Below are 21,442 nucleotides of genomic sequence, written 5' to 3'. Positions count from 1 at the left end.
ATAACCCGAACTGCGCACCCGGGCCCGCCGCCGCAATAAAGAGAAGGATGTCCTGGACCTACATGGCAACCATGGCCACGCGATAACAGCGCAGGCAACGCTCGGCTTCCTTGACCGCCTGGCTGTTGGTGAAGCCGAGTTCCACCTCGCAGTAGTTCTTGTAGCTGGCCCGTTCCCGACCATGGATCTCGCTCTGGTGCTCGCGTTTGGCCGAATCGAGCCAGGGGACCTGCTCGCTCTTGTCGTACACCCCCAGGTTGGTGAGAATGTCGTCGAAGATCTCGTCGTCGCTCAGGTATGCCTTGCCTTCCTCGAGCCAGCGCTGGATCACCCGGGCGGCCCGGTGTCCGTTGCCGACGCAGGCCACCACGGTGAGCGGGCCGATTTCGGCGTCACCGCTGGCGAACACCCCGTCCAGATCGGTGATGAGGGTCCGCGAAAGGTAGTTGCCCATGCCGTCCTTGAGCGACTTGCCCTCGGCATCCTTGAGCGGCAGGTACTTGGTGACCACCGTATTCCAGCGGGTGATGTCGATCCCCATCCCCTCGGGGATGAAAGAGAGGTCGGGGTCCTGGCCGATGGCCGGAATGACCGTGTCGCACTCGATGATGAACTCGCTCCCCTCCACCGGCTGGGGGCGCCGGCGGCCCGAGGCGTCGGGCTCGCCGAGTTCCATGCGCACGCACTCGACGCCGGTGACCTGCTCCTTTTCATCGACGACAATCTTGGTGGGCAGGACCAGGAATTCGAACTTGACCCCTTCCTCATCGGCGCCGTCGACCTCCCAGACATCGGCAGGCATCTCCTTGCGGGTCCGGCGATAGAGCAGGGTCGACTCCTCGGCCCCCTCGCGCAGCGCCACGCGGACGCAGTCGATGGCGGTGTTGCCGCCGCCGACCACCACGACCTTCTTGCCCATGCCGGTGGGGCGGCCCATGTAGGCCTCGCGCAGAAAATCGATGCCGCCGGTGAGAAAGCCCTTGTAGCCCTTGTCCTCACCTTCGACCCCCATCGGCTTGGAGCGATGGGCGCCGGGGGCGAGCAGCACGGCGTCGTACTTCTCCTTGAGCTGGGGCAGGGTGATGTCCTTGCCGATCCGGGTGTCGTAGATGATCTCGACGCCCAGGGCGCTGATGATGTCGATGTCGCGCTGCAGGATGTGGCGCGGCATGCGGTAGGGGGGGATGCCGACGGCGATCATGCCGCCGCCGTACCCTTCGGGGAGCGCCTCGTAGATGGTGACCGGGAACCCTTCCAAAGCCAGGTAGTAGGCCGCCGCCAGGCCGGCCGGCCCGGCGCCGACCACCGCGACGGTCTGGTTCTTGCGCGGCTTGGGGCGCATCGGCGGCTCCTGCTTGCGCAGCATCTCCCAGTCGGCCGCGCTGCGCTTGAGCACCATGATGCTGATCGGTTCGTCGACGTTTTTGCGCCGGCAGGCGGTTTCGCAGGGGTGGGGGCAGACCCTGCCGCACACCGAAGGCAGCGGCATGTTCTCCCGGATGGTGGCCAAGGACTCGTCGAAACGGTATTCCTTGATCGCCTCGATGTAGGCGGGGATGTCGATGTGGGCCGGGCACTTGTCCTGGCAGGGGGCGGTCAGTTTGACCTGGTAGCGGGAGGCGGCCCGGGGCTTGCGCTCACCGCTGATGTAGGCGAGATAGTCGGCGCGAAAGTGCTTGACCGTATCGACCAGCGGCTTGGCCGAGCTCAGGCACAGGGTGCACTTGCAGTTCTGCAGCAGCTCGGCCACCGTCTCGATGGTGTCCAGGTCGCGCTCCTCGCCGTGACCGGAGAGGATGCGGGCCAGCGTGTCCTGCAGGACGCGAGTCCCCTTTTTCCCCGGCGTGCACTTGGCGCAGCAGTAATCTTCCTGAACCCGCTTGGCATACTCCGCGGCCATGGCCACGATGTCCACCTTCGGGTCGGCGACCACCACCCCGTCCCACCCCAGGAAGGCAGCCCAGGGCCGCTCTCCGTCGTAGGTAGCGGGTAACTTCAGATTGGCAGGTTGCGCCTCGCTGCCGCCGCCCTGGCGATTGTCGACAATCTTACTACCCCAACTGGAAAAAACGATCTGGGCCAAACCGACCTCCCATACGTACCTGCCCCCTAACCGCTAAAAGGGCACGCAGAAGTCCTTGAAAGTTTCGGAAACGCTGCACAAATTCCTGTGTCAAATGCTCATCATTTTGTATACAGTATGCAGTTAAATAGCATATCTGTTAAACCTAAATCAAGGGGAAATTTGCCCCGCATTCACCAAAGACTCCTAATAAAGGATCGAAATGACGGGGGCTTTTCTCGACCCCGGCGGGGATGGGCCTGCGGGTAGTCGAGCCGCGCAGAAGGGACTCCTGAAAGTTCAGGGAAATGGCGGGAATGGTGAGGTGATGGTCCAGACCCCGGGGTGGTAGCGATCTCCCCCGAGGTAAGCCCAATGCTGGGAAAAACGGAATTTTTTCACATTAAGCGAGGGGAGCAGGTAGTATTCGACCACCATCCGGGCCTCGGCTTCCCTGCCCTGCTCCAGCAACTCGATGGTTTCGAAACGTACGTCGACTATGCGCAGGTCCTCCCTGCCCAGGTACCGCTGCCGGTAATCCTCGGCATACTCGGGGAGCATGTGCCGCGCCGTCCCGGAAACATCCATCCAGCGCAGTCGCTGGGCGAAATCCCGGCTGGCCAGATGGAATTCCTTGCCGGGCTGCACCACCACCCCGCAGCCGCCCAGGAGGAGAAAAAAGAGCCCCAGCAGGGCCAAACCTTTGATTCTGCGCATCAGCTCACCCCTTTTTTCGGAGTTCTCTTGCAAGTCGGGCAACCTCAGTTAAAATGAGTCTCCACTGTGACCAGGTTGCGAGGAGCCGGAAATGAACAAGGTGGAAATTTATACCAAGAGCTACTGCCCCTACTGCAAGCGGGCCAAGGAACTGCTGCGGATCAAGGGGGTAAGCTTCGTTGAATACGACGTCACCGCCGACCCGCTCAAGGAAAAGGAGATGCAACAGCGCTCCGGCCGCCAGACCGTTCCGGAAATTTTCATCGACGGCGTGCTGCTGGGGGGCTGCAGCGAACTCTTCGACCTGGACGAAACCGGCGAGCTCGACGGCCGGCTGGGTCTCAAGGCGCAGCGCCGCGGATAAACTCCACCAGCTCCCGGGCCAGTCCCACCTTGCCGAAGGGGGGCATCAGGTACCAGCCACCGACTTTGCCCCGCCCGGCCTCCACCAGCTCCCGGGCGATAGCCATCCCTTCCCGCACCCCTTCCTCGCCACTTTTGCCTTTCATGCGCCTGCGCACCTCTTCCGGCAGGGTAATCCCCGGCACTTCGTTATGCAGGAACTCGGCGTTCCGCTCACTCACCAGCGGCAGCACCCCCACCAGGACAGGGATTTCCAGGGGGTCGGTCTGCTCGATCAGCTGCTGGAGAATCCGTTCTGAGTAGATGGGCTGAGTCTGGACAAAGCGGGCACCGGCGGCGATTTTCTTGCGCAGCCGGTTGAGTTGCCCGGTCATGCTTGGCAGATTGGGGTTGAAGGCCGCCCCGAGCAGGAACTGGGTACGGCCGCCCAGCTCCGCCCCGAGCAGGCTCTTTCCGGCGTTGAGCGCCGAGAGCAGTTCGAGAAGCCCGACGGAGTTCAGGTCGAAGACGCTGGTTGCCCCCGATTCCCCCCCCACCGAAACCGGATCCCCGGTCACCGCCAGAATGTTGCGCAAGCCCAGCAGGTGGGCGCCCATCAGTTCCGAATGCAGGCCGATCAGGTTGCGGTCGCGGCAGGTGACATGGGCGATGACCTCGAGGCCGGTCTGCTCTTGGATCACCCGGGCCAGCGCCAGGTTGCCCATGCGGATGCGGGCCAGGGGATTTTCGGCCAGGCTGATGGCATCGACCCCCGCCGCAGCCAGCTCCCGGGCACCGGCGAGCACCTTTTCGCAGTCCACCCCCCTGGGCGGGTCGAGTTCCACGGTAACCACCGGCCGCTTGCCCCAGCCATCCAGGAAGGTCGGCCGCACTCCCGCCGGCGCCGCGACGGGTTCGGCGACCGCGGTGAGCCCCCGGACCGGGTGGAGCTTTCGCGCGGCAGGGCGCATCCCCTTGAGGGCCTCGGCCAGGGCGCGAATGTGCTCGGGAGTCGTCCCACAGCACCCCCCCACCAGCGCTGCCCCGGCGGCCACCATTTCGGCCCCCTTGGCGGCAAAATACTCCGGGGTGGCCAGGTAGATGTAGCGACCGTCCAGGTACTGGGGAAATCCGCTGTTGGGAAAGGCGGAGAGCGGCAGCGGCGAAACCGCCCCCATGCGCTCCAGCACCTGGATCAGCTCGCGGGGGCCCGAGCCGCAATTGGCCCCCAGCACCGAGGCGCCGGCCTCGGTGAGCCTGCGCGCACCGATTTCGGCGCTCACCCCTTCCCGGGTGCGCCCCCCCTCCAGGTAGGCCATCTGGGCCACCGCCGGCAGGCCCAGCTCCCTGGCCACATCGAGAACCAGCTCCAGATCTTCCAGGGAGGAGAACGTCTCCAGCATGAACAGGTCCACCCCCCCTTCGGCCAGCGCCTCCATCTGTTCATGGAAAACCGCCCGGCGCTGGGAACGGGGGACTTCAGCGGCTTCGCCGCGCGGACGGATCAGCGGGCCCACCGCACCGGCCACGAAGCGCCCGGGGCCGGCCGCCTGCCGGGCCAGCCGGGCCCCGGCCTCGTTGATCGCCCGAACCTTTCCCTCCAGGCCGACTGCGCCTAGGTTCAGGGCGTTGGCCCCGAAGGTGTTGGTTTCCACCAGAGCGGCGCCCGCGGCGAGATATTCCCCGTGCACCTCGCGGATCAGCTCGGGCTTGACCAGGTTGAGATGTTCGAAATTGACATCGAGCGGGGTTCCGCGGCTGTAGAGCAGCGTCCCCATGGCCCCGTCGCCGATGATCACCTGCTCGGCGAGACGATCCAGAAAGCGCGGGCCGCGATGGGCGGATTGGGTCATCGGCTATTCACCCTGTCGACAGAGGTTGGTCAGTGCGATTCGCGGACAATCACCGTATAGAACAGGTGTCCGTCGGATTCGGCAACCGAAAGGGAAAATTCCAGGGTCAGGCGGGTGCCGTCGCGACGGCGGCCCGTTACCCGATTCAACTCCTGCATCAGGCGGGCGCAGTTCTGCTTCAGGTAGGCCTCGACCCCCTGTTCGCCCAGCGAGGTGCACTCCTCGTGGATCAGCCGGTCAACCGACAGCCCCAGGGCCTCGCGTTTACTGTAACCGAAGATCCGCTCGGCCTGGCGATTGAACAAGATGATCTGGCCGTTGGCCAAAAAGGAGATGATGCCGTCGCGGGCGGTTTCGGTCAACACCCGGAAGCGTTTCTCCGATTCTTCGAGATGGCTGGTTTTTTCGCCCAGGTGCTCGATCATTTCGTTGAACCCCTCGATCAGCCTGCCGATCTCGTCGCGCCCCCGCGGCGGCAGCTTCTCCTCGAAGCGGCCGGTACGCACGATTTCCCCGATCGCCTCGCCGAGCAGCCCGAGGGGCCGGGTAACGGCGAAACGCGTCAACAGCCCCAGGCAGGTGATCAGCACCAGGAAAATGCCGCCGATCAGCAGGGTGTCGTTGCGGAAATTGGCCAGAATCTGCCGCTCCAGCTTGTCCATGGGAATGGTCACCGAGGCGGCGCCGATCACCTCGCCGATTTTGTAGTGATAAGCCTGGTCGGTTTGCGGGGGGAACAGGGTCTTGATAAATTCGGGGGCCACGGCCGGGTCGCTGTGACACTCCAGGCAGCTCTGGTCCGCGGTGAAGGCCTGCAGGTAGCGGAACACGGGTTGGCCGTCGAGTTCGGTAATGGCGTAATGCTCGCGCCAGGCGGCGTCGGCGACGAAGCGATCGAGCACCTCGGCCTCGAAGGCATCGGGGGCGTTTTTCGGATTGCGGTAGCGGTTGGAAACCTGGCGGATACGGTAATCGAGATCTTCGGCGACCCGTTGGCCGATGCGGTTGGAGGCAACCACGGGGATCATCCCGTAGCGCTGCTCGGAAAGGGGGATGTTCCCCACCTGCAGCTGCTGGGAGATGTACTCGCGGGCCTGGACCGCCTCGGAGGCGATGATGCGGGCCTTTTCCACCGATTCCTCGATGATGAACGCGCGCTGCTGACGATAGCTGATCATCGAGGAGAGCACGAAAAAGGAGATCAGGATCAGACCGATCAGCAGGACGATCTTGGTCAGCAAGCCCAGGTTTCGAAACAGGCCCATGGCGGCACTCCCCTCAGGTAGGACAAAGATGGCAGAAAGTCTAACCGGTATCGCCAGTTACGCAACCTGGCCGCGGAGGCTCACCCGCTTGAGAAACTGGCGCAGGATGGCGGCGGTCAACCCCCAGATCTCATTCCCGTCCACGGTGTAGAAGCAGACCGGAAACTGCCGCCCGCGGTGGCTCCAGTTCTCCTTGCGGAAGACGGCCGGGTCGCGAAGCTGCTCGAGATCCACTTCAAGCACCTCGGCGATCTCCTCCCGGTTGACCACGAAGGGGTAGGGATAGCGGAAGGTCCCGACGAAGGGGGTGACATGATAGCCGGCCACCGAGACGAAATCATCCAGGCGACCGAGCACGCTGACATCCCCGGCACGGATCCCCATCTCCTCTTCGGTTTCCCGCAGCGCGGTCGCCCGCAGATCGACATCGTCGGCATTTCGGGCGCCGCCGGGAAAGGAGATCTCCCCGCGGTGGTGATTCAGGCGGTCGCTGCGCCGGGTGAGCAGGACGGTGTCCCGCCCCTGCCTGCGGTAGATCGGCAGCAGCACCGCCGCCGGGCGCAGGCCCGCCTGGGGCAGGGCCCGCGGCAGGTGGCGCTCGAGGGCGCTGCTGATGAGATCCGGATCGAGCATCAGACCCTTAGCGAACTGGCGTTTTCCCGCAAACGGCCGATGGTGGCGCCATAGTCGGCGGTGCCGAAAACCGCGCTGCCGGCCACGAACACGTCGGCGCCGGCGGCGGCGATCTCGCCGATGTTCTCGGTCTTCACTCCGCCGTCCACCTCGAGTTCGACGTTCAGGCCGCGGCGCTCGATCTCCCGGCGCAGAGCGGTGATCTTGCCCAGGCAGGCCGGAATGAAGCTCTGCCCGCCGAATCCGGGGTTGACCGACATGATCAGCACCAGGTCGACCTCGTCGAGGATCACCTCGAGGGTCGATACCGGGGTGGCCGGGTTGATGGAGACGCCGGCCTTCTTGCCCAGGCTGCGGATCAGCTGCACGGTGCGGTGCAGGTGCGGCACGGCCTCCTGGTGCACGGTGATGATGTCGGCGCCGGCCCGGGCGAATTCGGGGATGTAGAGGTCGGGGTTCTCAATCATCAGGTGCACGTCGAGAGGCAGCCGGGTCACCCGGCGGGCGGCCTCGACCACCAGCGGACCGATGGTGATATTGGGGACGAAGTGACCGTCCATGACATCGACATGGACGTAATCGGCGCCGCCTTTTTCGATGGCCTGGATCTCCTCGCCCAGGCGGGCGAAATCGGCGGAGAGAATCGAGGGGGAAATCTTGATCATGAGTGCATCCTGTGAATCTGGAAAATTTTCAGGCGGTAAATCCGAAAAATTCGCATCACTCCACTTTGCCATGGGAGGGGCAAGAGTTCAACCTCTAATCCCCTTGCTGCCTGCGCAGGCGAACGGCGTAGAAGGCGTCCATGCCGCCGTGGCGGTGGGGGAAGCTGCGCAGGGCGCCCTGGTCGTCGAAGAGCTCGGCCCAGCCGGGCGGAGTCAGGGGACGCAGATCCTCGCGGGCGAAGCGGGGTTGGCGGGCCAGAAAACGGGCTAGCGTTTCCTCGCTCTCGGCCTCGGTGAGAGTGCACAGCGAATAGACCAGCACCCCGCCCGGGCGCACCAGCGCAGCGACGTTGTCAAGGATGCTGCCCTGCAGCGCAGCCATGCGCTTGATGTCGCCGGCGCCGCGCCGCCAGCGGATCTCGGGGTTGCGGCGCAACACGCCGAGCCCGCTGCAGGGGGCATCGACCAGCACCCGGTCGAAGCTCCCCGGCTCGAGAAAGGCCGGCGGCCGGGTCAGGTCCCAGGCCCGCGTCTCGATGCCGCGGCAGCCCAGCCGCCGCGCCCCCTCCTCGACCAGCCGCACCCGTTGAGGGTGCAGGTCGAGGGCGACCACGCCGGCCCGATTTTCCGCCAGCGCCGCGATGTGGGTGGTCTTGCCCCCGGGCGCGGAACAGGCATCGAGGATCCGCTCGCCGGGCCGGGCCCCGAGCAGATGGGCGATGAGCATGCTCGCCTCATCCTGCACCTGGTACCACCCCGCGGCGTCGCCCGGCAGCGGCGCCGCCGCCCTGGCGGTCAGCCTCACCCCCTCGGGCGCGTAAACGGTGGGTTCGGCCTGGTGGCCGGCCGCGCGGAGCATCTCCAGGTACTGGTCCCGGCTCCCTTTGAGGGTGTTGACCCGCAGGCAGAATGGCGGCTGGCCGGCCATGGCCTCCGCCAGGGCCGCGGCCTCCTGCGCCCCGTAGCGGCGCAGCCAGTCGCGGGCCAGCCAGGCCGGGAGCGACAGGCCGTGCTGCAGATGGCCGAGGGGGTCGGCCGCGGGATCGGGCCAGGGGATCTGTCCCTCGCCGCGGATCAGCGCCCGCAGGATGCCGTTGATGAATCCGGTGGCCCGCTCCAGGCCCAGGCGCCGGGCCAGTTCGACCGTCTCGTGGACCGCCGCCGGTGCCGGCACCCGGTCGAGCATGAGCACCTGGTAGGCGCCGAGCCGCAGCAGGTTCAGCACCCGCGACTCGACCTTGGAGAGCTGCTTGCTGCAGAAACGCGCCAGGGCAAAGTCGAGCCGCCCCCGCTGGCGCAGCACGCCGTAGACCAGCTCGGTGGCCAGCCCCCGGTCGCGGGGGTCCATCCCTGGACAGCGGGCGAGGGCCGCGTCCAGGGAGAGATCGGCAAAGCCACCCTCCTCCACCTGGCTGAGGACGGTAAAGGCAAGTTGACGCGGATCGGACGGTTTCAATGGGCGCTTCCTCCGGACAGCAGAACGGGGGCGTGACGATCACGCCCCCGAAACATATCAGGTTGGGCATTAAGGCGGTGCGTTGCACCCGCCAACGATTTACAGGGAGGTCATCGCCTCCAGGCGGCGGACCCTCTCCTCCACCGGCGGGTGGGTCGAGAACAGCGACTTGAGCCCGCCGCCGCTCAAGGGGCTGACGATGAACATATGGGCGGTGGCTTCGTTGACCTGCTGCATCGGCATGCGGCGGTTGGCCATCTCCAGCTTGCGCAGCGCGTTGGCCAGGTAGTAGGGGTTGCCGCAGAGCTTGGCGCCGCCCCGGTCGGCCTCGTACTCCCGCGAGCGGGAGACCGCCATCTGCACCAGCATAGCGGCGATCGGCGCGAGAATCATCATCAGGATCATCGCCAGCGGGTTGCCGTCCTCGTCGTCGCGGCCGCCGCCGAAGATCATCGCCCACTGGGCCATGTGGGAGAGGTAGGAGATGGCCCCGGCGATGGTGGCGACGATGGAACCGATGAGGATGTCGCGATGCTTGACGTGGCTCATCTCGTGGGCCATGACCCCCATCAGCTCCTCGCGGGTCAAAATCTGCAGAATCCCCTCGGTGGCGGCCACCACGGCGTGCTTCGGGTTGCGCCCGGTGGCGAAGGCGTTGGGGGTCGGCTGGGGCAGGATAAAGACCCGCGGCATGACCAGCCCGTTACGCTGGCAGATCTCCTGAACCACCTCGTAAAGGGTGCCGCTGGTCACCTCCTTGCCGCGGTACATGGCGATGACGATCTTGTCGGAGAACCAGTAGGAGCCCAGGTTCATCACCCCGGCCATGATCAGGGCGAACAGGGCGCCGCTGCGGCCGCCGACCAGTGATCCGGCGCCGACCAGCAGCAGGGTCAGCAGGGTCATCAATGCGACGGTTCGGAAGGTATTCATGTGTAGTCACCTCATGCGTGCTCGAATCGGGGATAAAAAACCGGCCCCCACCCGGGCGGCCGTGGAACTAAGAACAATATAATAACCTCCGGGGGCAAAATCAAGGACGGGTGGGGAGCACGTGCTCGTCGAGGGCGCTGCGCACCTCGGGCAGCAGGATGCCGGTGTTGAAGCAGGGGCCGTGGGGACGGTGGTTGAGAACCCCGATCACCGGCAGGGGGTAGGCGTCGCGAATCCCCGAGGTCAGGTCCCGTTCGCAGGCCACCGCAAGGATGAAGCGCGGGCGCTTCTCGACGATCAGCTTGCGCGCCAGGGTACCGCCGGTGGCCACGGCGATGTCGATGCCGCGCTCGCTGGCCAGGTCGGCCAGGGCGCTGATGTCGCACTTGTTGCAGCGGATGCATTTCTGCACATCGCCGGTGATCTTGATGGCGCAGTCGAAGAGCTGGATGCAGTGGGGGAGCAGGATCAGCGCCTCGCCGGGCGCGACCCGCAGCTTCTTGGCCCGCACCAGCTGGTTGTTGAGGGCGATGAAGGACTGCTGCAGGGTATCCCGATCGATGCCGAGGACCCGCCCCAGGGCGATGATGCCGGGAAACAGGTAGCGGATAACGACCCCCCGCAGCCGCTGGGAGATCAGCAGATCCTTGCCGGTGAGCAGGGTCAGCACCAGCAGGGTCAGCCCGCCCAGCACCACGACGGCCACCGCCGCCAGCAGGGCGCCGAGCAGTACCGGCAGCAGCGGATGGATGCTCCTCAGGCCGACGCTCGGCACCCACCACAGCAGCAGGCCGAGCCCCAGCACCAGGGCGCACGCCGCGGCGAGCAGGCCGATGAACAGCCGCTTGCGCGGCTGGAAGTCGTCACGCGGGGAGGGGACTGTCGACACTTCAGGACTCCAGGCGGGTGCCTTCGGCGAGCGCCGTGCCGCGCAGAAAGTCGGCAGCCTGCATCCGTTTCTTGCCCGGCAGCTGCAGCTCGCGGACCAGCAGCGCCCCGCTGCCGCAGGCAACAAGCACTCCCTCGGCGCCGGCCGCAAGGACCGTTCCCGGCGCACCCGAGGAGCCGGCCTGGGGCCGGGTGCGGGCGAGCTTCAGCGACTGGCCGGCAAGGCCGGTGAAGGCGCCGGGCCAGGGATCGAGGCCGCGCACCAGGTTGTGTACCTGTTCGGCGGAAAGGCTCCAGTCGATCAGCCCTTCCTCCTTTTTCAGCAACGGCGCGTAGGTGCTCAGGGCATCGTCCTGGGGGACCCGCTCCAGGGTACCGGCGCACAGCCGGCCCAGGGTCTGCTCCATCGCCTCGCGGCCCAGCAGGGCCAGCCGGTCGTGCAGCTCCCCGGCGGTCTCCTCGGGGCCTATGGCAAGGGAGCGCTTGACCAGCATGTCACCGGTGTCGAGCCCCACGTCCATATACATGGTGGTCACCCCGGTCTCGGCCTCCCCGTCGATCACCGCGCGGTTGATGGGGGCGGCGCCGCGGTAGCGCGGCAGCAGCGAGGCGTGCACGTTGATGCAGCCGTACCGGGGGATCTCGAGGACGCTCTTGGGCAGGATCTGCCCGTAGGCCACCACCACGATCAGCTCCGGGGCGATCCGGCGCAGCTCATCCACCACGGCCGGATCGCGGAGCTTGAGCGGCTGGTGGACCGGGATGCCGTGCTGCAGGGCCAGCTCCTTGACCGGCGGCGCGGCCAGCTTATTGCCGCGTCCCTTGGGGCGATCGGGCTGGGTATAGACGGCGCAGAGCTCGACTCCGGCATCGAGCAGCCCCTGCAGGGTCGGCAGGGCGAAATCCGGAGTTCCCATGAATACGGTGCGGAGGGATTGAGGTTTGATCACAGCTGCTCCTGCATCTGTTCCAGGATTTTTTTGTATTTTTTGCGAAACAACCCCTTTTTCAGAGGCGAGAGATGATCGACGAACAGAATACCGTCCAGGTGGTCGATCTCGTGCTGAAAGCAGATGGCCTCCAGCCCCGTCGACTCGCGCTCCACGGTGTTGCCGTCGAGGTCGAGATAGCGGACCCGGACCCGGGCCTGACGCTCGACCCGGGCATAGTAGCCGGGCACCGAAAGGCATCCCTCCTCTTCGCAGCAGTCCTCCTCACGGGAGAGGATTTCGGGATTGATCACCGTGAGCAGTTGCGGCGGCTCTCCCTTGGGGGCGCAGTCGATGACCACCAGTCGCTTGGAAACGCCCACCTGGGGCGCCGCGAGACCAACCCCGGGGGCCGCATACATGGTTTCGGCCATGTCGGCGGCCAGGCGGCGCAGGTCATCGTCGATCCCGGTCACCGGGGCGGCGACCTGCTTGAGCACCGGATCGGGGTAATGATAAATCTTGAGAAGGGCCATGCCGGTTTCCCTGTCCGTGGTTGAATCGCCGTACTGGCGGTTTTCCCTGCAATCCGCACATCATACGGGCAGCCAGCCGCCGATGTCAACCACAAGGGGTATCGGCAAAGAGCGTAATCCCGGCATTTTCCCGCCTGCCCCTCCCCTCGCCGCGGCCGTCTCCCCGAGGCTGAAAATTGGACTTGCCAGAAAGAAAAATTGGAGTATGCTTACAAACCATAAAGGGGAAATAATACCCCAACTGTTCTGAAGATTGTGCGCCACCGGCAAAAATCCAAAACAAGGGAGGTTTTATGAGAGAGCGACTGATCGCGGCCAACCTCTGGAACCGGGAGAACGCCGAGAACCCCGGGCAGAGCATCACCGCTGCCTGGCTGGTGCTGGCCCGACTGGGAGCGGCCTACCGCTATGGCGGCAAAACCCAGGATGGGCGGTTCGAGTACCTGATCGTCAACCCGCAGGGCGGCACCCTGCTCGCCTCCGGCAAGGGCATTTCGATCCCCGAGGCGATGTGCGAGGCGGCCCTGGCGGCCTGCGGCAGCCTCGCGCCCGGGGCAGTGCCGGCCGGCCCCGGCGCCGAAAAGCCTCGGTTGGTGCATTAAAAAAGCCGGAGCGCAGGCTCCGGCTTTGGGGTTGGATCCAAATGGGTCCTCAGGGCTGCCAGACCTTCAGCAGCGCCTCGGCCATCTCTGCGGGGCTGTCGGCCACCGAGATGCCACACTCGCGAAGGAACGCCTTCTTGCTGGCCGCATCCCCCTTGCCGCCGGAGATGATGGCGCCGGCATGGCCCATGCGCTTGCCCGGAGGGGCGGTGGCCCCGGCGATGAAAGCGGCGACGGGCTTGCTCATGTGATCGCGGACGTACTCGGCGGCCTTCTCCTCGGCGTCGCCGCCGATCTCGCCGATCATGATCACCGCCTGGGTCTCGGGATCGGCCTCGAACATCTGCAGCACGTCCAGGTGGCTGGTGCCGTTGACCGGGTCACCGCCGATGCCGACGCAGGTGGTCTGGCCGATGCCGCGGGTGGTCAGCTGCCAGACCGCCTCGTAGGTCAGGGTGCCCGAACGGGACACCACCCCGACCGGGCCGGGCTTGTGAATGTAGCCGGGCATGATGCCGATCTTGCACTGCCCGGGGGTGATCACCCCGGGGCAGTTGGGTCCGACCAGCCGGGTCTTTTTCCCCTTCATGTAATGCTTGACCTTGACCATGTCGAGCACCGGCACCCCCTCGGTGATGCAGATCACCAGGTCGAGGTCGGCATCGACCGCCTCCATGATGGCGTCGGCGGCCCCGATGGGCGGCACGTAGATAACCGAGGCGTTGGCGCCGGTGGCCGCGACGGCCTGCTCGACGGTGTCGAAGATGGGAAAGCCGTCGATCGCCGTGCCGCCCTTGCCGGGGGTGACCCCGCCGACCATCTGGGTGCCGTACTCGCGGGCCCCCTGGGCATGGAAGAGGCCGGTGGCACCGGTGATCCCTTGGGTGATGACCTTGGTATTCTTATCGATCAGGATGCTCATCGTTTTCTCTCCTTAACCCTTGACGGCTTTGACGATCTTCTCGGCGGCATCGGCCATGCCGTCGGCGGCGATGATGTTCAGCCCCGACTCGGCCAGCATCTGCTTGCCCTTCTCGACATTGGTCCCCTCCAGACGCACCACCAGCGGCACCTTGACCCCGATCTGCCGGGCCGCCTCGATGACCCCGGTGGCGATGACGTCGCACTTCATGATGCCGCCGAAGATGTTGACCAGGATCCCCTCGACCTTCTCGTCGGAGAGGATGATCTTGAACGCCTCGGTGACCCGCTCGATGGTCGCCCCGCCGCCGACGTCCAGGAAGTTGGCCGGATCGCCGCCGTAGTGCTTGATGATGTCCATGGTCGCCATCGCCAGGCCGGCGCCGTTGACCATGCAGCCGATGTTGCCGTCCAGGGCGATGTAGGACAGATCGTACTGGGAAGCCTCGATCTCCATGTGGTCTTCTTCATCGTAGTCGCGCAGGTCGCGGATGCGGATGTGGCGGAACAGCGCGTTGTCGTCGAAGTTGAGCTTGGCGTCGAGACACAGCAGTTTCCCCTCGGCGGTCTGCACCAGGGGGTTGATTTCCAGCAGCGAGCAGTCCGATTCGACGAACGCCTTGTAGAGGTTCTGCAGCAGCGGCACCGCCTGCTTGACCTGGGGGATGGCGAAGCCGAGCTTGAAGGCGACCTTGCGCGCCTGGAAGGCGGTCAGCCCGACCGTGGGGTCGACGGCCTCGAAGAAGATCTTCTCCGGGGTCTTGGCGGCAACCTCCTCGATGTCCATCCCCCCTTCGGCGCTGGCCATCAGGGTGACCTTGGAGGTGGCGCGGTCGACCAGGAAGGAGACGTAGAATTCATCGGCGATGTTGCAGCCGGCCTCGATCAGCACCCGCTTGACGATTTTCCCCTCGGGGCCGGTCTGGTGGGTGACCAGGGTCATGCCGAACATGTCGCGGGCGAACTTTTTCACGTCGTCGGCGGTCTTGGCGATCTTCACCCCGCCCCCCTTGCCGCGGCCGCCGGCGTGGATCTGGGCCTTGACCGCCCAGGGGCCGTCGCCCAGTCGCCGGGCCCAGTCGCGGGCCGAGTTGCTGTTGTAGACCACGTGCCCCTCGGGGACCGGGACTCCAAAGTTTCGAAGAATCGCCTTCGCCTGGTACTCGTGAATGTTCATCTGTTCCTCGCTGCCTGGGAAAGAGTGAAGTAAAACCTGTTTCGGCCAGCCGACCTTCCCTGCCGGCCGCAACCCCGTTTCGTATACGCAATCCGGATGCCAAACCAGGCGCGGCGCCGCGCTCCCGGTTCCCTGGCCTTTGGGCACCGGCGGCCCGGGCCAAGCTCCGCCACGAAGCGTTAAGCATCCGCCAGATGCGGCTGAAATTGACCTTCTCACCCCCTGGTCAATTGGTCAGATCCGCTAAAGATATAAGAAGGGAAGGTTCTGTCAATGGAATAAATTCAATTTGGCTGAAATTCTCCTTTAGCAGGGCCATATTTTTCCGCCAATGTTGCCTTCTTCCCTCTATCCACACAAATGGCCAGACCATCTGCCTGAAAAAAACGAAAAGCCCGCCGCCGTCCGGGGAGGCCATCCCCCCCAGATCGGTCGTACGGGCTTTTCTTTGTGCAGGCTGCCTGGGAAATCCTTTTCCGGAGGCTTCCCTGCGGGGGCTATTTCTGGCCCTTTTTCCAGTCGGCGAGAAATTTCTCGATGCCGACGTCGGTCAGGGGGTGCTTGGCCAGTTGGGTGATCACCGAGAAGGGGATGGTGCAGATGTCGGCGCCGATCAGGGCCGCGCGCAACACGTGCAGAGGGCTGCGCACCGAGGCGACGATGATCTCGGCCTGGTAGCCGTAGTTGTCGAAAATGGTGCGGATCTGGTCGATCCCCTCCATGCCGTCGTGGCCGACATCGTCAAGCCGGCCGACGAAGGGGGAGACGTAGCTCGCCCCCGCCTTGGCGGCCAGCAGCGCCTGCAGCGGAGAAAAGACCAGGGTGACGTTGGTCTTGATCCCTTCCGAGGCGAAGATGCTGGTGGCCTTGAGCCCCTCGCCGGTCATCGGCACCTTGATGACGATCTTCTTCGGGTTGATCTTGGCCAACTCCTGCCCTTCGCGCACCATCCCCTCGGCATCCAGGGAGATGACTTCGGCGGAAATGGGGCCGTCGACAATCGAGGTGATCTCCTCGATCACCTCCTTGAACTCCCGGCCGCTCTTGGCGATCAGCGAAGGGTTGGTGGTTACCCCGTCGACCAGCCCCAGGTCGTGGGCGGCGCGGATTTCGGCAACGTCGGCGGTATCGATGAAGAATTTCATGGATGGTCTCCTTTGCAATGGACGATCTATGGTTGGGGAAAGTAAAGCTGCCGGGGGAAGCGGTCTTCCGACGCGCCGATGCCACCCCCCTATTTCTTGCCGGGAAAAGCGTCCCGGCATTCTTTGGAACAGAAGAAATGCCGGGTACCGTTGACGGATTTTTCCAATGCGTCGCTGCGGGGCAGGTAGGTACCGCACTGGGGGTCCTGGACCATGTCTTCGCCGCGGCGGGTCTTCTCCCCGGGGAGCGTGCCCCCCTTTCCGGACAGGGACCGGATCACCGCGGTGTAGAGGGTGTAGATCAGAAAACAGAGCAGGGCGAAAATCAACAGACGGATCATCGGATCACCACGTCGGATAGAGGCGCCGCACCGCCTGGCCGGGGGGCAGAGCGGCCAGCAGCTCCCTCACCTTCCGGCCGAGCCGGGGATGGCGCAGCTCCGGGGCCAGTTCCGCCAGCGGCTCCAGGACGAACCGCCGCTGGTGCAGGCGCGGATGCGGCAGGATTAGGAAGGGGCCGTCGCGCAATTCCGCGCCGAACAGCAGCAGGTCGATGTCCAGGGTGCGCTCCCCCCAACGCTCGGCCCGTTGCCGGCCGAAGCGGGTTTCGATCTCCAGGCACAGGGCGAGCAGCGCCTCGGGCGACAGCCCGCTGCGCACCCGCAGCACCGCGTTCAGGTAGGCCGACTGGCCGGCGGGCCCGCCTACCGGTTCGGTTTCGAAGACCGCCGAGCAGGCGGCCACGTCGACCTGCTCGCTCCCCTGCAGGGCGCCCCGCGCCCCGCGCAACATTTCCAGGCGCTCGCCCAGGTTGGAGCCGAGGGCCAGATAGGCTTCAGTCATCGTTGAATTCCAGCCGGACAGGGTATGGGTGATTTAAGCACAGGGACCTGCCCAGGTCAACGCTCTCCCGCCCTGCACCCTTGCCAGGGGCTCGCCGCCATGCTAAGAGAAGGGAATCCTCATCCGGAGTCCCGAATCATGCCCCTGACCCTGACCCTCGGCGTTCACGACCTCGACGCCACCGCCTTTTTCTACCGGGAAATCCTGCTGCTCGACCTCGAGAGCTTCATCCCCGCCCCCGGGCATCCGCCGGTGCTGATCCTGCGCCAGGGCGACGCGGTGGTGCTGTTTCGCGAACTGGAGACGCTGGAGGCGCTGCACCCGGCGCTGCTCCAGAACCTGTCGCGCCATCCCCTGGGGGTCGGCGCGTCCATGGAATTCCAGGTGCCCCGCCTGCGGCCGATAGAGAAAAACCTCGCCCGGCGCAACCTGCACCTGCTCTACGAACTGGAGGATGAGCAATTCGGCCGCCGGGAGATCTGGCTGCACGACCCCGACGGCTACCTGGTCATTCTCAGCGAGCAGCAGGAGCAGGCGGACTGAAGCGCTTCCGACCAGAGCTGAGCGCGGACCTCCCCGCGGCCTGCAGCACCCCGCCGGGGTGCTATACTTCACAGGTGGCTTCCGTCAGTTCTTTGCGGTGGTCGGCACGGGTCGCTTCGCCCCGGGAGCCTCAAGGACCTTCATTGGACCAACCGGCGCTATTCCGGCATGGCCGAAAAGGGCCCCCATGGCAGGCACGACTCGAGCCCAGAACGCGGCGCACGCACCGCCGTCGGCCGGCGAAGTCGAATGGCACGCGCTTTCGGCCACCGACGCCTTCGCCCGGGTCGACTCGGTCAGCCACGGCCTGACCCAGGCCCAGGCGGCCGAGCGCCTAGAGCGTTTCGGCCCCAACGCCCTGCCGGTCAAGGGGCCGCCCGGGGTCGCGGTCATCTTTCTGCACCAGTTTCTCAGCCCGCTTATCTACATTCTGCTGGCGGCCGGGATCGTCTCCCTGCTCATCGGCGAGGTTACCGACGCCGGCTTCATCTTCGCCGTCATCCTGCTCAACGCGGCCCTCGGCACTTTCCAGGAGTGGAAGGCCGAAAAGAGCGCCGCTGCCCTGCAGAGCCTGCTAAAGATCAACGCCCGGGTGCGCCGCGACGGCGAAGAGTCGGAGCTGACCGCGGATCAACTGGTGCCCGGCGACGTGGTGCTGCTCGAATCGGGCAACCGCGTACCGGCCGATCTGCGCCTGTTCCATGGCAAGGGGCTGGCCATCGACGAGTCGCTGCTGACCGGAGAGTCGCTGGCCGTGGAAAAGACTATCGAGCCCCTGCCGCGCCATGTGCCGCTCGGCGAGCGGCGCAACATGGCCTTCGCCGGCTCCACCGCCACCACCGGCCGGGGGGTCGGTGTAGTGGTCGCCACCGGGCTGCAGACCCAGGTCGGCCGCATCGCCAAGGCGGTGACCTCGGCGGCGGTCACCAAGCCGCCGCTGGTCATCCGCATGGAGCGCTTCGCGCGCCAGATCAGCTACCTGGTGCTCGGCTTCGTCAGCCTGCTGGCGGTGGCGGCGGTGGCCGAGGGGATCCCCCCCGCCGAGGTCTTCTTCATGGCGGTGGCGCTGGCGGTTTCGGCCATCCCCGAGGGGCTGCCGGTGGCCATGACCGTGGCCCTGTCCATCGCCACCACGCGCATGGCGCGGCGCCACGTCATCGTGCGCAAACTGACCGCGGTCGAGGGGCTGGGCAGCTGCACCTGCATCGCCAGCGACAAGACCGGCACCCTGACCGTCAACCGCCAGACGGTGAAGCTGCTCTGGCTCCCCGACGGTCGCAGCTTCGCCGTCTCCGGGGAGGGCTACGCCGGCGAGGGGGAGGTGCGCACCGTGGAGGGCAGCCCCCCCGAGCCGCAGGATCTGGAACAGCTGCTGCGGCTCGCCCGCGCCGGGGTGCTGTGCAACGAGGGGACCCTGGTGCGCAGGGAGCGGGGCTGGGACCACCACGGCGATGCCATGGATGTCGCCCTGCTGGCGCTGGCCTGCAAGCTCGGCCTGCAGGCCGAACGGGTGCGCGGCGAGCTCGACCTGATCGGCGAGATCCCCTACGAATCGGAGCTGCGCTACGCGGCCCGCTGCTACCGGGGGATCGAGGGGACCTGGGTGGTCAAGGGGGCGGTGGAGCGGGTGTTGGCCTTCTGCGACCGGATGCAGAGCGCCGGCGGTGCCGTGCACCTGGACAGCGAGGCGGTGGAGCGTCAGGCCCAGCAGCTGGCCGAAAACGGCTACCGGGTACTGGCCATCGCCGAGGGGCGCAGCGCCGCCGGGGAGCTCAAGAGCCCCCTGGAGGAAAAGGACATCCCGGCGCTGACCCTGCTCGGGCTGGCCGCCTTCATCGACCCGCTGCGCCCCGAGGCGCCGGCCGCGGTGGCGACCTGCCGCGAAGCGGGGGTGCAGGTGATGATGATCACCGGCGACCATCCGGCCACCGCCCTGGCCATCGCCCGCCAGCTCGGCATCGCCGAGGAAGCCGGACAGATGGTCAGCGGCGTCGACCTGGCCGCTGAAGGCGACCCCGGCAGCGCCGATTTCCGCCAGCGGGTCGCCGCCAGCCAGGTTTTCGCCCGGGTCTCCCCCCTGCAGAAGCTGCACATCGTCGAGGCCCTCGGCGAGCAGGGGCATTTCACCGCGGTCACCGGCGACGGCGTCAACGACGCCCCGGCGCTGCGCCGGGCCAACATCGGCGTGGCCATGGGCTCGGGGACCGACGTCGCCAAGGACACCGCCTCGATCATCGTCACCGATGACAATTTCGCCTCGGTGGTGGCCGGGGTCGAGGAGGGTCGCTTTGCCTACGACAACATCCGCAAGGTGGTCTACCTGCTGATCTCCACCGGCGGCGCCGAAATCGTCCTGTTCTCGATGGCCCTGCTGTTCGGCCTGCCGCTGCCGCTGCTGGCGGTGCAGCTGCTGTGGCTCAACCTGGTGACCAACGGCATCCAGGATGTCGCCCTGGCCTTCGAGGGGGGCGAGCCGGGGGTGATGAACCGCCCGCCCCGTCCGCCCGGCGAGGGGGTCTTCAACCGCCTGATGATCGAGCAGAACCTGGTCTCGGGGCTGACCATGGGGCTGCTCGCCTTCGCCGCCTGGGCCTGGATGAACGACCGGGGCCTGCCCGAGACCGAGGCGCGCAACCTGACCCTGCTGCTGATGGTGCTGCTGGAGAACGTGCACGTATTCAACTGCCGCTCCGAGCGCAGCAGCGCCTTTCGGGTGCCGCTGCGCCGCAACCGGGTGCTGATCTTCGGCGTCGCCATCGCCCAGGGGATCCACATCCTGGCCTTGGGCACGCCGCTGATGCAAAAGGTGCTCGGCGTCGCGCCGGTCTCCCTGCGAGAGTGGTTCACCCTGCTGGCACTGGCCTCGATCTTGCTAGTGGTCATGGAGATCTTCAAGCGGCTGCGCTTCCCCGCCGGGGGCGGACCGGCCACCCTCCACCCCCGCGAAAAAGGACTTACGGCATGAGCCTGCCCCACCGCCAGCAGATCGTCCACGTCATCGAAACCCTGGCCAACCGCCACCTGCAGGGGAAGATCCAGGCGGTCAAGCTGACCGTCACCGCCCTGCTCTCGGGGGGCCACATCCTGCTCGAGGACATCCCCGGCCTCGGCAAGACCACCCTGGCGCTGGCCGTCTCCCGGGTGCTCGGCCTCTCCTTCGGCCGGGTGCAGTGCACCTCCGACCTGCTGCCCACCGACATCACCGGGCTCTCCATCTACAACCGCGACGAGAACCGCTTCAAGTTTCTGCCCGGGCCGATCTTCAACAACCTGGTGCTGATCGACGAGATCAACCGGGCCATGCCCAAGACCCAGAGCGCCCTGCTCGAAGCCATGGAGGAGATGCGGGTGACCGTCGAGGGGGTGACCTATCCGCTGCCCGACCCGTTTCTGGTCATCGCCACCCAGAACCCGGTGGAGCAGGTCGGAACCTTCCCCCTGCCCGAATCCCAGCTCGACCGCTTCAGCCTGCGCACCGGCATCGGCTACCCGCCCCCGTCCGTGGAGAAAACGATCATCCGCGGCGGCAGCATCCGCGAGCAGATCCTGCAGCTCGAACCGCTGCTCAGCCGCGAGCAGATCCAGCAGGCCAAGGCCGCGGTGCGCGACCAGGTCTACCTCTCGGAGAAGGTGGCCGACTACATCTTCGCCATCGTCGCCGCGAGCCGCGAGCACCCCATGGTCCTCTCGGGGATCTCCACCCGCGGCGCCATCAACCTGGCCGAGGCGGCCAAGGCCGCCGCCTATCTGGAAGACCGGGACCACGTGGTCCCCGAGGACGTGCGCCAGGTGGCGGTGCCGGTGGGGGCCCACCGGCTGATCCTGCGCCCGGAGCACGAAACCGTCAGCAAGCAGGAGGTGCTGCGATCGCTCGTCAAGCAAATCCCGGTGCCTCTGGCCTGAAGCTGACCCGGGCCGGGGCCCTCTACATC

Annotated in this window: 21 protein-coding genes; 5 read left to right on the top strand and 16 right to left on the bottom strand. The window is 66.1% G+C overall.

What is annotated here, in order from left to right; translation table 11 throughout:
• Positions 1–58: 58 nt before the first annotated feature.
• Entirely contained in the window at positions 59–2,083 is a 2,025-nt protein-coding gene (locus DESUT3_RS02205) for an FAD-dependent oxidoreductase (protein WP_221250842.1), read from the bottom strand.
• A 279-nt stretch (positions 2,084–2,362) separates the two neighbouring features.
• Positions 2,363–2,779, bottom strand: coding sequence for a hypothetical protein (locus DESUT3_RS02200; RefSeq protein WP_221250841.1), 417 nt, complete (start codon positions 2,777–2,779; stop codon positions 2,363–2,365).
• A 91-nt stretch (positions 2,780–2,870) separates the two neighbouring features.
• On the opposite strand from DESUT3_RS02200, the gene grxC reads away from it, so the two are divergent.
• Positions 2,871–3,143: a glutaredoxin 3 gene (gene grxC / locus DESUT3_RS02195; RefSeq protein ID WP_221250840.1), complete on the top strand. Its 273-nt coding sequence runs from the start codon at positions 2,871–2,873 to the stop codon at positions 3,141–3,143.
• Here grxC and DESUT3_RS02190 read toward each other — a convergent pair.
• From DESUT3_RS02190 to def, 9 genes are all read right to left on the bottom strand, one after another.
• On the bottom strand, positions 3,121–4,974 hold the full coding sequence (locus DESUT3_RS02190; protein ID WP_221250839.1) for a bifunctional homocysteine S-methyltransferase/methylenetetrahydrofolate reductase: 1,854 nt from the start codon (positions 4,972–4,974) through the stop codon (positions 3,121–3,123). The two genes, grxC and DESUT3_RS02190, sit on opposite strands and share 23 nt — an antisense overlap.
• Positions 4,975–5,003: 29 nt before the next feature.
• A complete protein-coding gene (locus tag DESUT3_RS02185) occupies positions 5,004–6,239 on the bottom strand; it encodes a c-type heme family protein (RefSeq protein ID WP_221250838.1) in 1,236 nt (411 codons plus the stop codon).
• Between the two features lie 57 nt (positions 6,240–6,296).
• Complete coding sequence (locus DESUT3_RS02180) at positions 6,297–6,872, bottom strand: CoA pyrophosphatase (RefSeq protein WP_221250837.1); 576 nt, start codon at positions 6,870–6,872, stop codon at positions 6,297–6,299.
• The gene (gene rpe, locus DESUT3_RS02175; protein WP_221250836.1) at positions 6,872–7,537 is read right to left on the bottom strand and encodes a ribulose-phosphate 3-epimerase; all 666 of its coding nucleotides are present in this window, start codon (positions 7,535–7,537) and stop codon (positions 6,872–6,874) included. Before rpe ends, DESUT3_RS02180 begins: the two co-directional genes overlap by 1 nt.
• A 94-nt stretch (positions 7,538–7,631) precedes the next feature.
• The gene (rsmB, locus tag DESUT3_RS02170) at positions 7,632–8,993 is read right to left on the bottom strand and encodes a 16S rRNA (cytosine(967)-C(5))-methyltransferase RsmB (RefSeq protein ID WP_221250835.1); all 1,362 of its coding nucleotides are present in this window, start codon (positions 8,991–8,993) and stop codon (positions 7,632–7,634) included.
• Positions 8,994–9,092: 99 nt separating this feature from the next.
• On the bottom strand, positions 9,093–9,926 hold the full coding sequence (gene htpX / locus DESUT3_RS02165) for a zinc metalloprotease HtpX (RefSeq protein ID WP_221250834.1): 834 nt from the start codon (positions 9,924–9,926) through the stop codon (positions 9,093–9,095).
• Positions 9,927–10,026: 100 nt separating this feature from the next.
• A complete protein-coding gene (locus DESUT3_RS02160) occupies positions 10,027–10,815 on the bottom strand; it encodes a DUF116 domain-containing protein (protein WP_221250833.1) in 789 nt (262 codons plus the stop codon).
• A 1-nt stretch (position 10,816) separates the two neighbouring features.
• Positions 10,817–11,731 carry a methionyl-tRNA formyltransferase gene (gene fmt / locus DESUT3_RS02155; protein WP_221252440.1) on the bottom strand — a complete coding sequence of 305 codons (915 nt, stop codon included), beginning with the start codon at positions 11,729–11,731 and terminating at the stop codon, positions 10,817–10,819.
• 29 nt (positions 11,732–11,760) lie between these two features.
• A complete protein-coding gene (gene def, locus DESUT3_RS02150; RefSeq protein ID WP_221250832.1) occupies positions 11,761–12,279 on the bottom strand; it encodes a peptide deformylase in 519 nt (172 codons plus the stop codon).
• A gap of 293 nt (positions 12,280–12,572) precedes the next feature.
• Between def and DESUT3_RS02145 the strand changes: the two genes are divergently transcribed.
• Positions 12,573–12,881 carry a hypothetical protein gene (locus DESUT3_RS02145; RefSeq protein ID WP_221250831.1) on the top strand — a complete coding sequence of 103 codons (309 nt, stop codon included), beginning with the start codon at positions 12,573–12,575 and terminating at the stop codon, positions 12,879–12,881.
• 49 nt (positions 12,882–12,930) lie between these two features.
• Here DESUT3_RS02145 and sucD read toward each other — a convergent pair whose 3' ends face one another.
• The 5 genes from sucD to folK form a co-directional block, all read right to left on the bottom strand.
• Complete coding sequence (gene sucD, locus DESUT3_RS02140) at positions 12,931–13,803, bottom strand: succinate--CoA ligase subunit alpha (protein ID WP_221250830.1); 873 nt, start codon at positions 13,801–13,803, stop codon at positions 12,931–12,933.
• A gap of 12 nt (positions 13,804–13,815) precedes the next feature.
• Positions 13,816–14,979, bottom strand: coding sequence for an ADP-forming succinate--CoA ligase subunit beta (gene sucC, locus DESUT3_RS02135; RefSeq protein ID WP_221250829.1), 1,164 nt, complete (start codon positions 14,977–14,979; stop codon positions 13,816–13,818).
• A 497-nt stretch (positions 14,980–15,476) separates the two neighbouring features.
• Positions 15,477–16,124, bottom strand: coding sequence for a fructose-6-phosphate aldolase (fsa, locus tag DESUT3_RS02130; protein WP_221250828.1), 648 nt, complete (start codon positions 16,122–16,124; stop codon positions 15,477–15,479).
• 89 nt (positions 16,125–16,213) lie between these two features.
• Positions 16,214–16,465 carry a YHS domain-containing protein gene (locus DESUT3_RS02125; RefSeq protein ID WP_221250827.1) on the bottom strand — a complete coding sequence of 84 codons (252 nt, stop codon included), beginning with the start codon at positions 16,463–16,465 and terminating at the stop codon, positions 16,214–16,216.
• Positions 16,466–16,469: 4 nt separating this feature from the next.
• Positions 16,470–16,967: a 2-amino-4-hydroxy-6-hydroxymethyldihydropteridine diphosphokinase gene (folK, locus tag DESUT3_RS02120; RefSeq protein ID WP_221250826.1), complete on the bottom strand. Its 498-nt coding sequence runs from the start codon at positions 16,965–16,967 to the stop codon at positions 16,470–16,472.
• Positions 16,968–17,105: 138 nt separating this feature from the next.
• On the opposite strand from folK, the gene DESUT3_RS02115 reads away from it, so the two are divergent.
• The 3 genes from DESUT3_RS02115 to DESUT3_RS02105 all read left to right on the top strand — a co-directional run bounded on the left by DESUT3_RS02115 (position 17,106) and on the right by DESUT3_RS02105 (position 21,413).
• Positions 17,106–17,510: a VOC family protein gene (locus DESUT3_RS02115; protein WP_221250825.1), complete on the top strand. Its 405-nt coding sequence runs from the start codon at positions 17,106–17,108 to the stop codon at positions 17,508–17,510.
• Between the two features lie 187 nt (positions 17,511–17,697).
• Entirely contained in the window at positions 17,698–20,475 is a 2,778-nt protein-coding gene (locus DESUT3_RS02110; RefSeq protein ID WP_221250824.1) for a cation-translocating P-type ATPase, read from the top strand.
• Positions 20,472–21,413, top strand: a complete 942-nt coding sequence (locus tag DESUT3_RS02105) for an AAA family ATPase (RefSeq protein WP_221250823.1) — start codon at positions 20,472–20,474, stop codon at positions 21,411–21,413. The genes DESUT3_RS02110 and DESUT3_RS02105 overlap by 4 nt, the downstream gene beginning before the upstream one ends.
• Positions 21,414–21,442: the final 29 nt, after the last annotated feature.

This window comes from Desulfuromonas versatilis (assembly GCF_019704135.1).
Classification (GTDB): Bacteria; Desulfobacterota; Desulfuromonadia; order Desulfuromonadales; family NIT-T3; genus Desulfuromonas_A; species Desulfuromonas_A versatilis.
This window is presented reverse-complemented; position numbering and strand designations above follow the sequence as displayed.

Excerpts from the sequence above, each read along its gene's own strand:
- DESUT3_RS02200 (WP_221250841.1), bottom strand. The coding sequence starts at position 2,779 with ATGCGCAGAATCAAAGGTTTGGCCCTGCTGGGGCTCTTTTTTCTCCTC.
- grxC (WP_221250840.1), top strand. The coding sequence starts at position 2,871 with ATGAACAAGGTGGAAATTTATACCAAGAGCTACTGCCCCTACTGCAAG.
- DESUT3_RS02190 (WP_221250839.1), bottom strand. The coding sequence starts at position 4,974 with ATGACCCAATCCGCCCATCGCGGCCCGCGCTTTCTGGATCGTCTCGCC.
- DESUT3_RS02185 (WP_221250838.1), bottom strand. The coding sequence starts at position 6,239 with ATGGGCCTGTTTCGAAACCTGGGCTTGCTGACCAAGATCGTCCTGCTG.
- DESUT3_RS02180 (WP_221250837.1), bottom strand. The coding sequence starts at position 6,872 with ATGCTCGATCCGGATCTCATCAGCAGCGCCCTCGAGCGCCACCTGCCG.
- rpe (WP_221250836.1), bottom strand. The coding sequence starts at position 7,537 with ATGATCAAGATTTCCCCCTCGATTCTCTCCGCCGATTTCGCCCGCCTG.
- htpX (WP_221250834.1), bottom strand. The coding sequence starts at position 9,926 with ATGAATACCTTCCGAACCGTCGCATTGATGACCCTGCTGACCCTGCTG.
- fmt (WP_221252440.1), bottom strand. The coding sequence starts at position 11,731 with ATGGGAACTCCGGATTTCGCCCTGCCGACCCTGCAGGGGCTGCTCGAT.
- def (WP_221250832.1), bottom strand. The coding sequence starts at position 12,279 with ATGGCCCTTCTCAAGATTTATCATTACCCCGATCCGGTGCTCAAGCAG.
- DESUT3_RS02145 (WP_221250831.1), top strand. The coding sequence starts at position 12,573 with ATGAGAGAGCGACTGATCGCGGCCAACCTCTGGAACCGGGAGAACGCC.
- sucD (WP_221250830.1), bottom strand. The coding sequence starts at position 13,803 with ATGAGCATCCTGATCGATAAGAATACCAAGGTCATCACCCAAGGGATC.
- sucC (WP_221250829.1), bottom strand. The coding sequence starts at position 14,979 with ATGAACATTCACGAGTACCAGGCGAAGGCGATTCTTCGAAACTTTGGA.
- fsa (WP_221250828.1), bottom strand. The coding sequence starts at position 16,124 with ATGAAATTCTTCATCGATACCGCCGACGTTGCCGAAATCCGCGCCGCC.
- DESUT3_RS02125 (WP_221250827.1), bottom strand. The coding sequence starts at position 16,465 with ATGATCCGTCTGTTGATTTTCGCCCTGCTCTGTTTTCTGATCTACACC.
- folK (WP_221250826.1), bottom strand. The coding sequence starts at position 16,967 with ATGACTGAAGCCTATCTGGCCCTCGGCTCCAACCTGGGCGAGCGCCTG.
- DESUT3_RS02115 (WP_221250825.1), top strand. The coding sequence starts at position 17,106 with ATGCCCCTGACCCTGACCCTCGGCGTTCACGACCTCGACGCCACCGCC.
- DESUT3_RS02110 (WP_221250824.1), top strand. The coding sequence starts at position 17,698 with ATGGCAGGCACGACTCGAGCCCAGAACGCGGCGCACGCACCGCCGTCG.
- DESUT3_RS02105 (WP_221250823.1), top strand. The coding sequence starts at position 20,472 with ATGAGCCTGCCCCACCGCCAGCAGATCGTCCACGTCATCGAAACCCTG.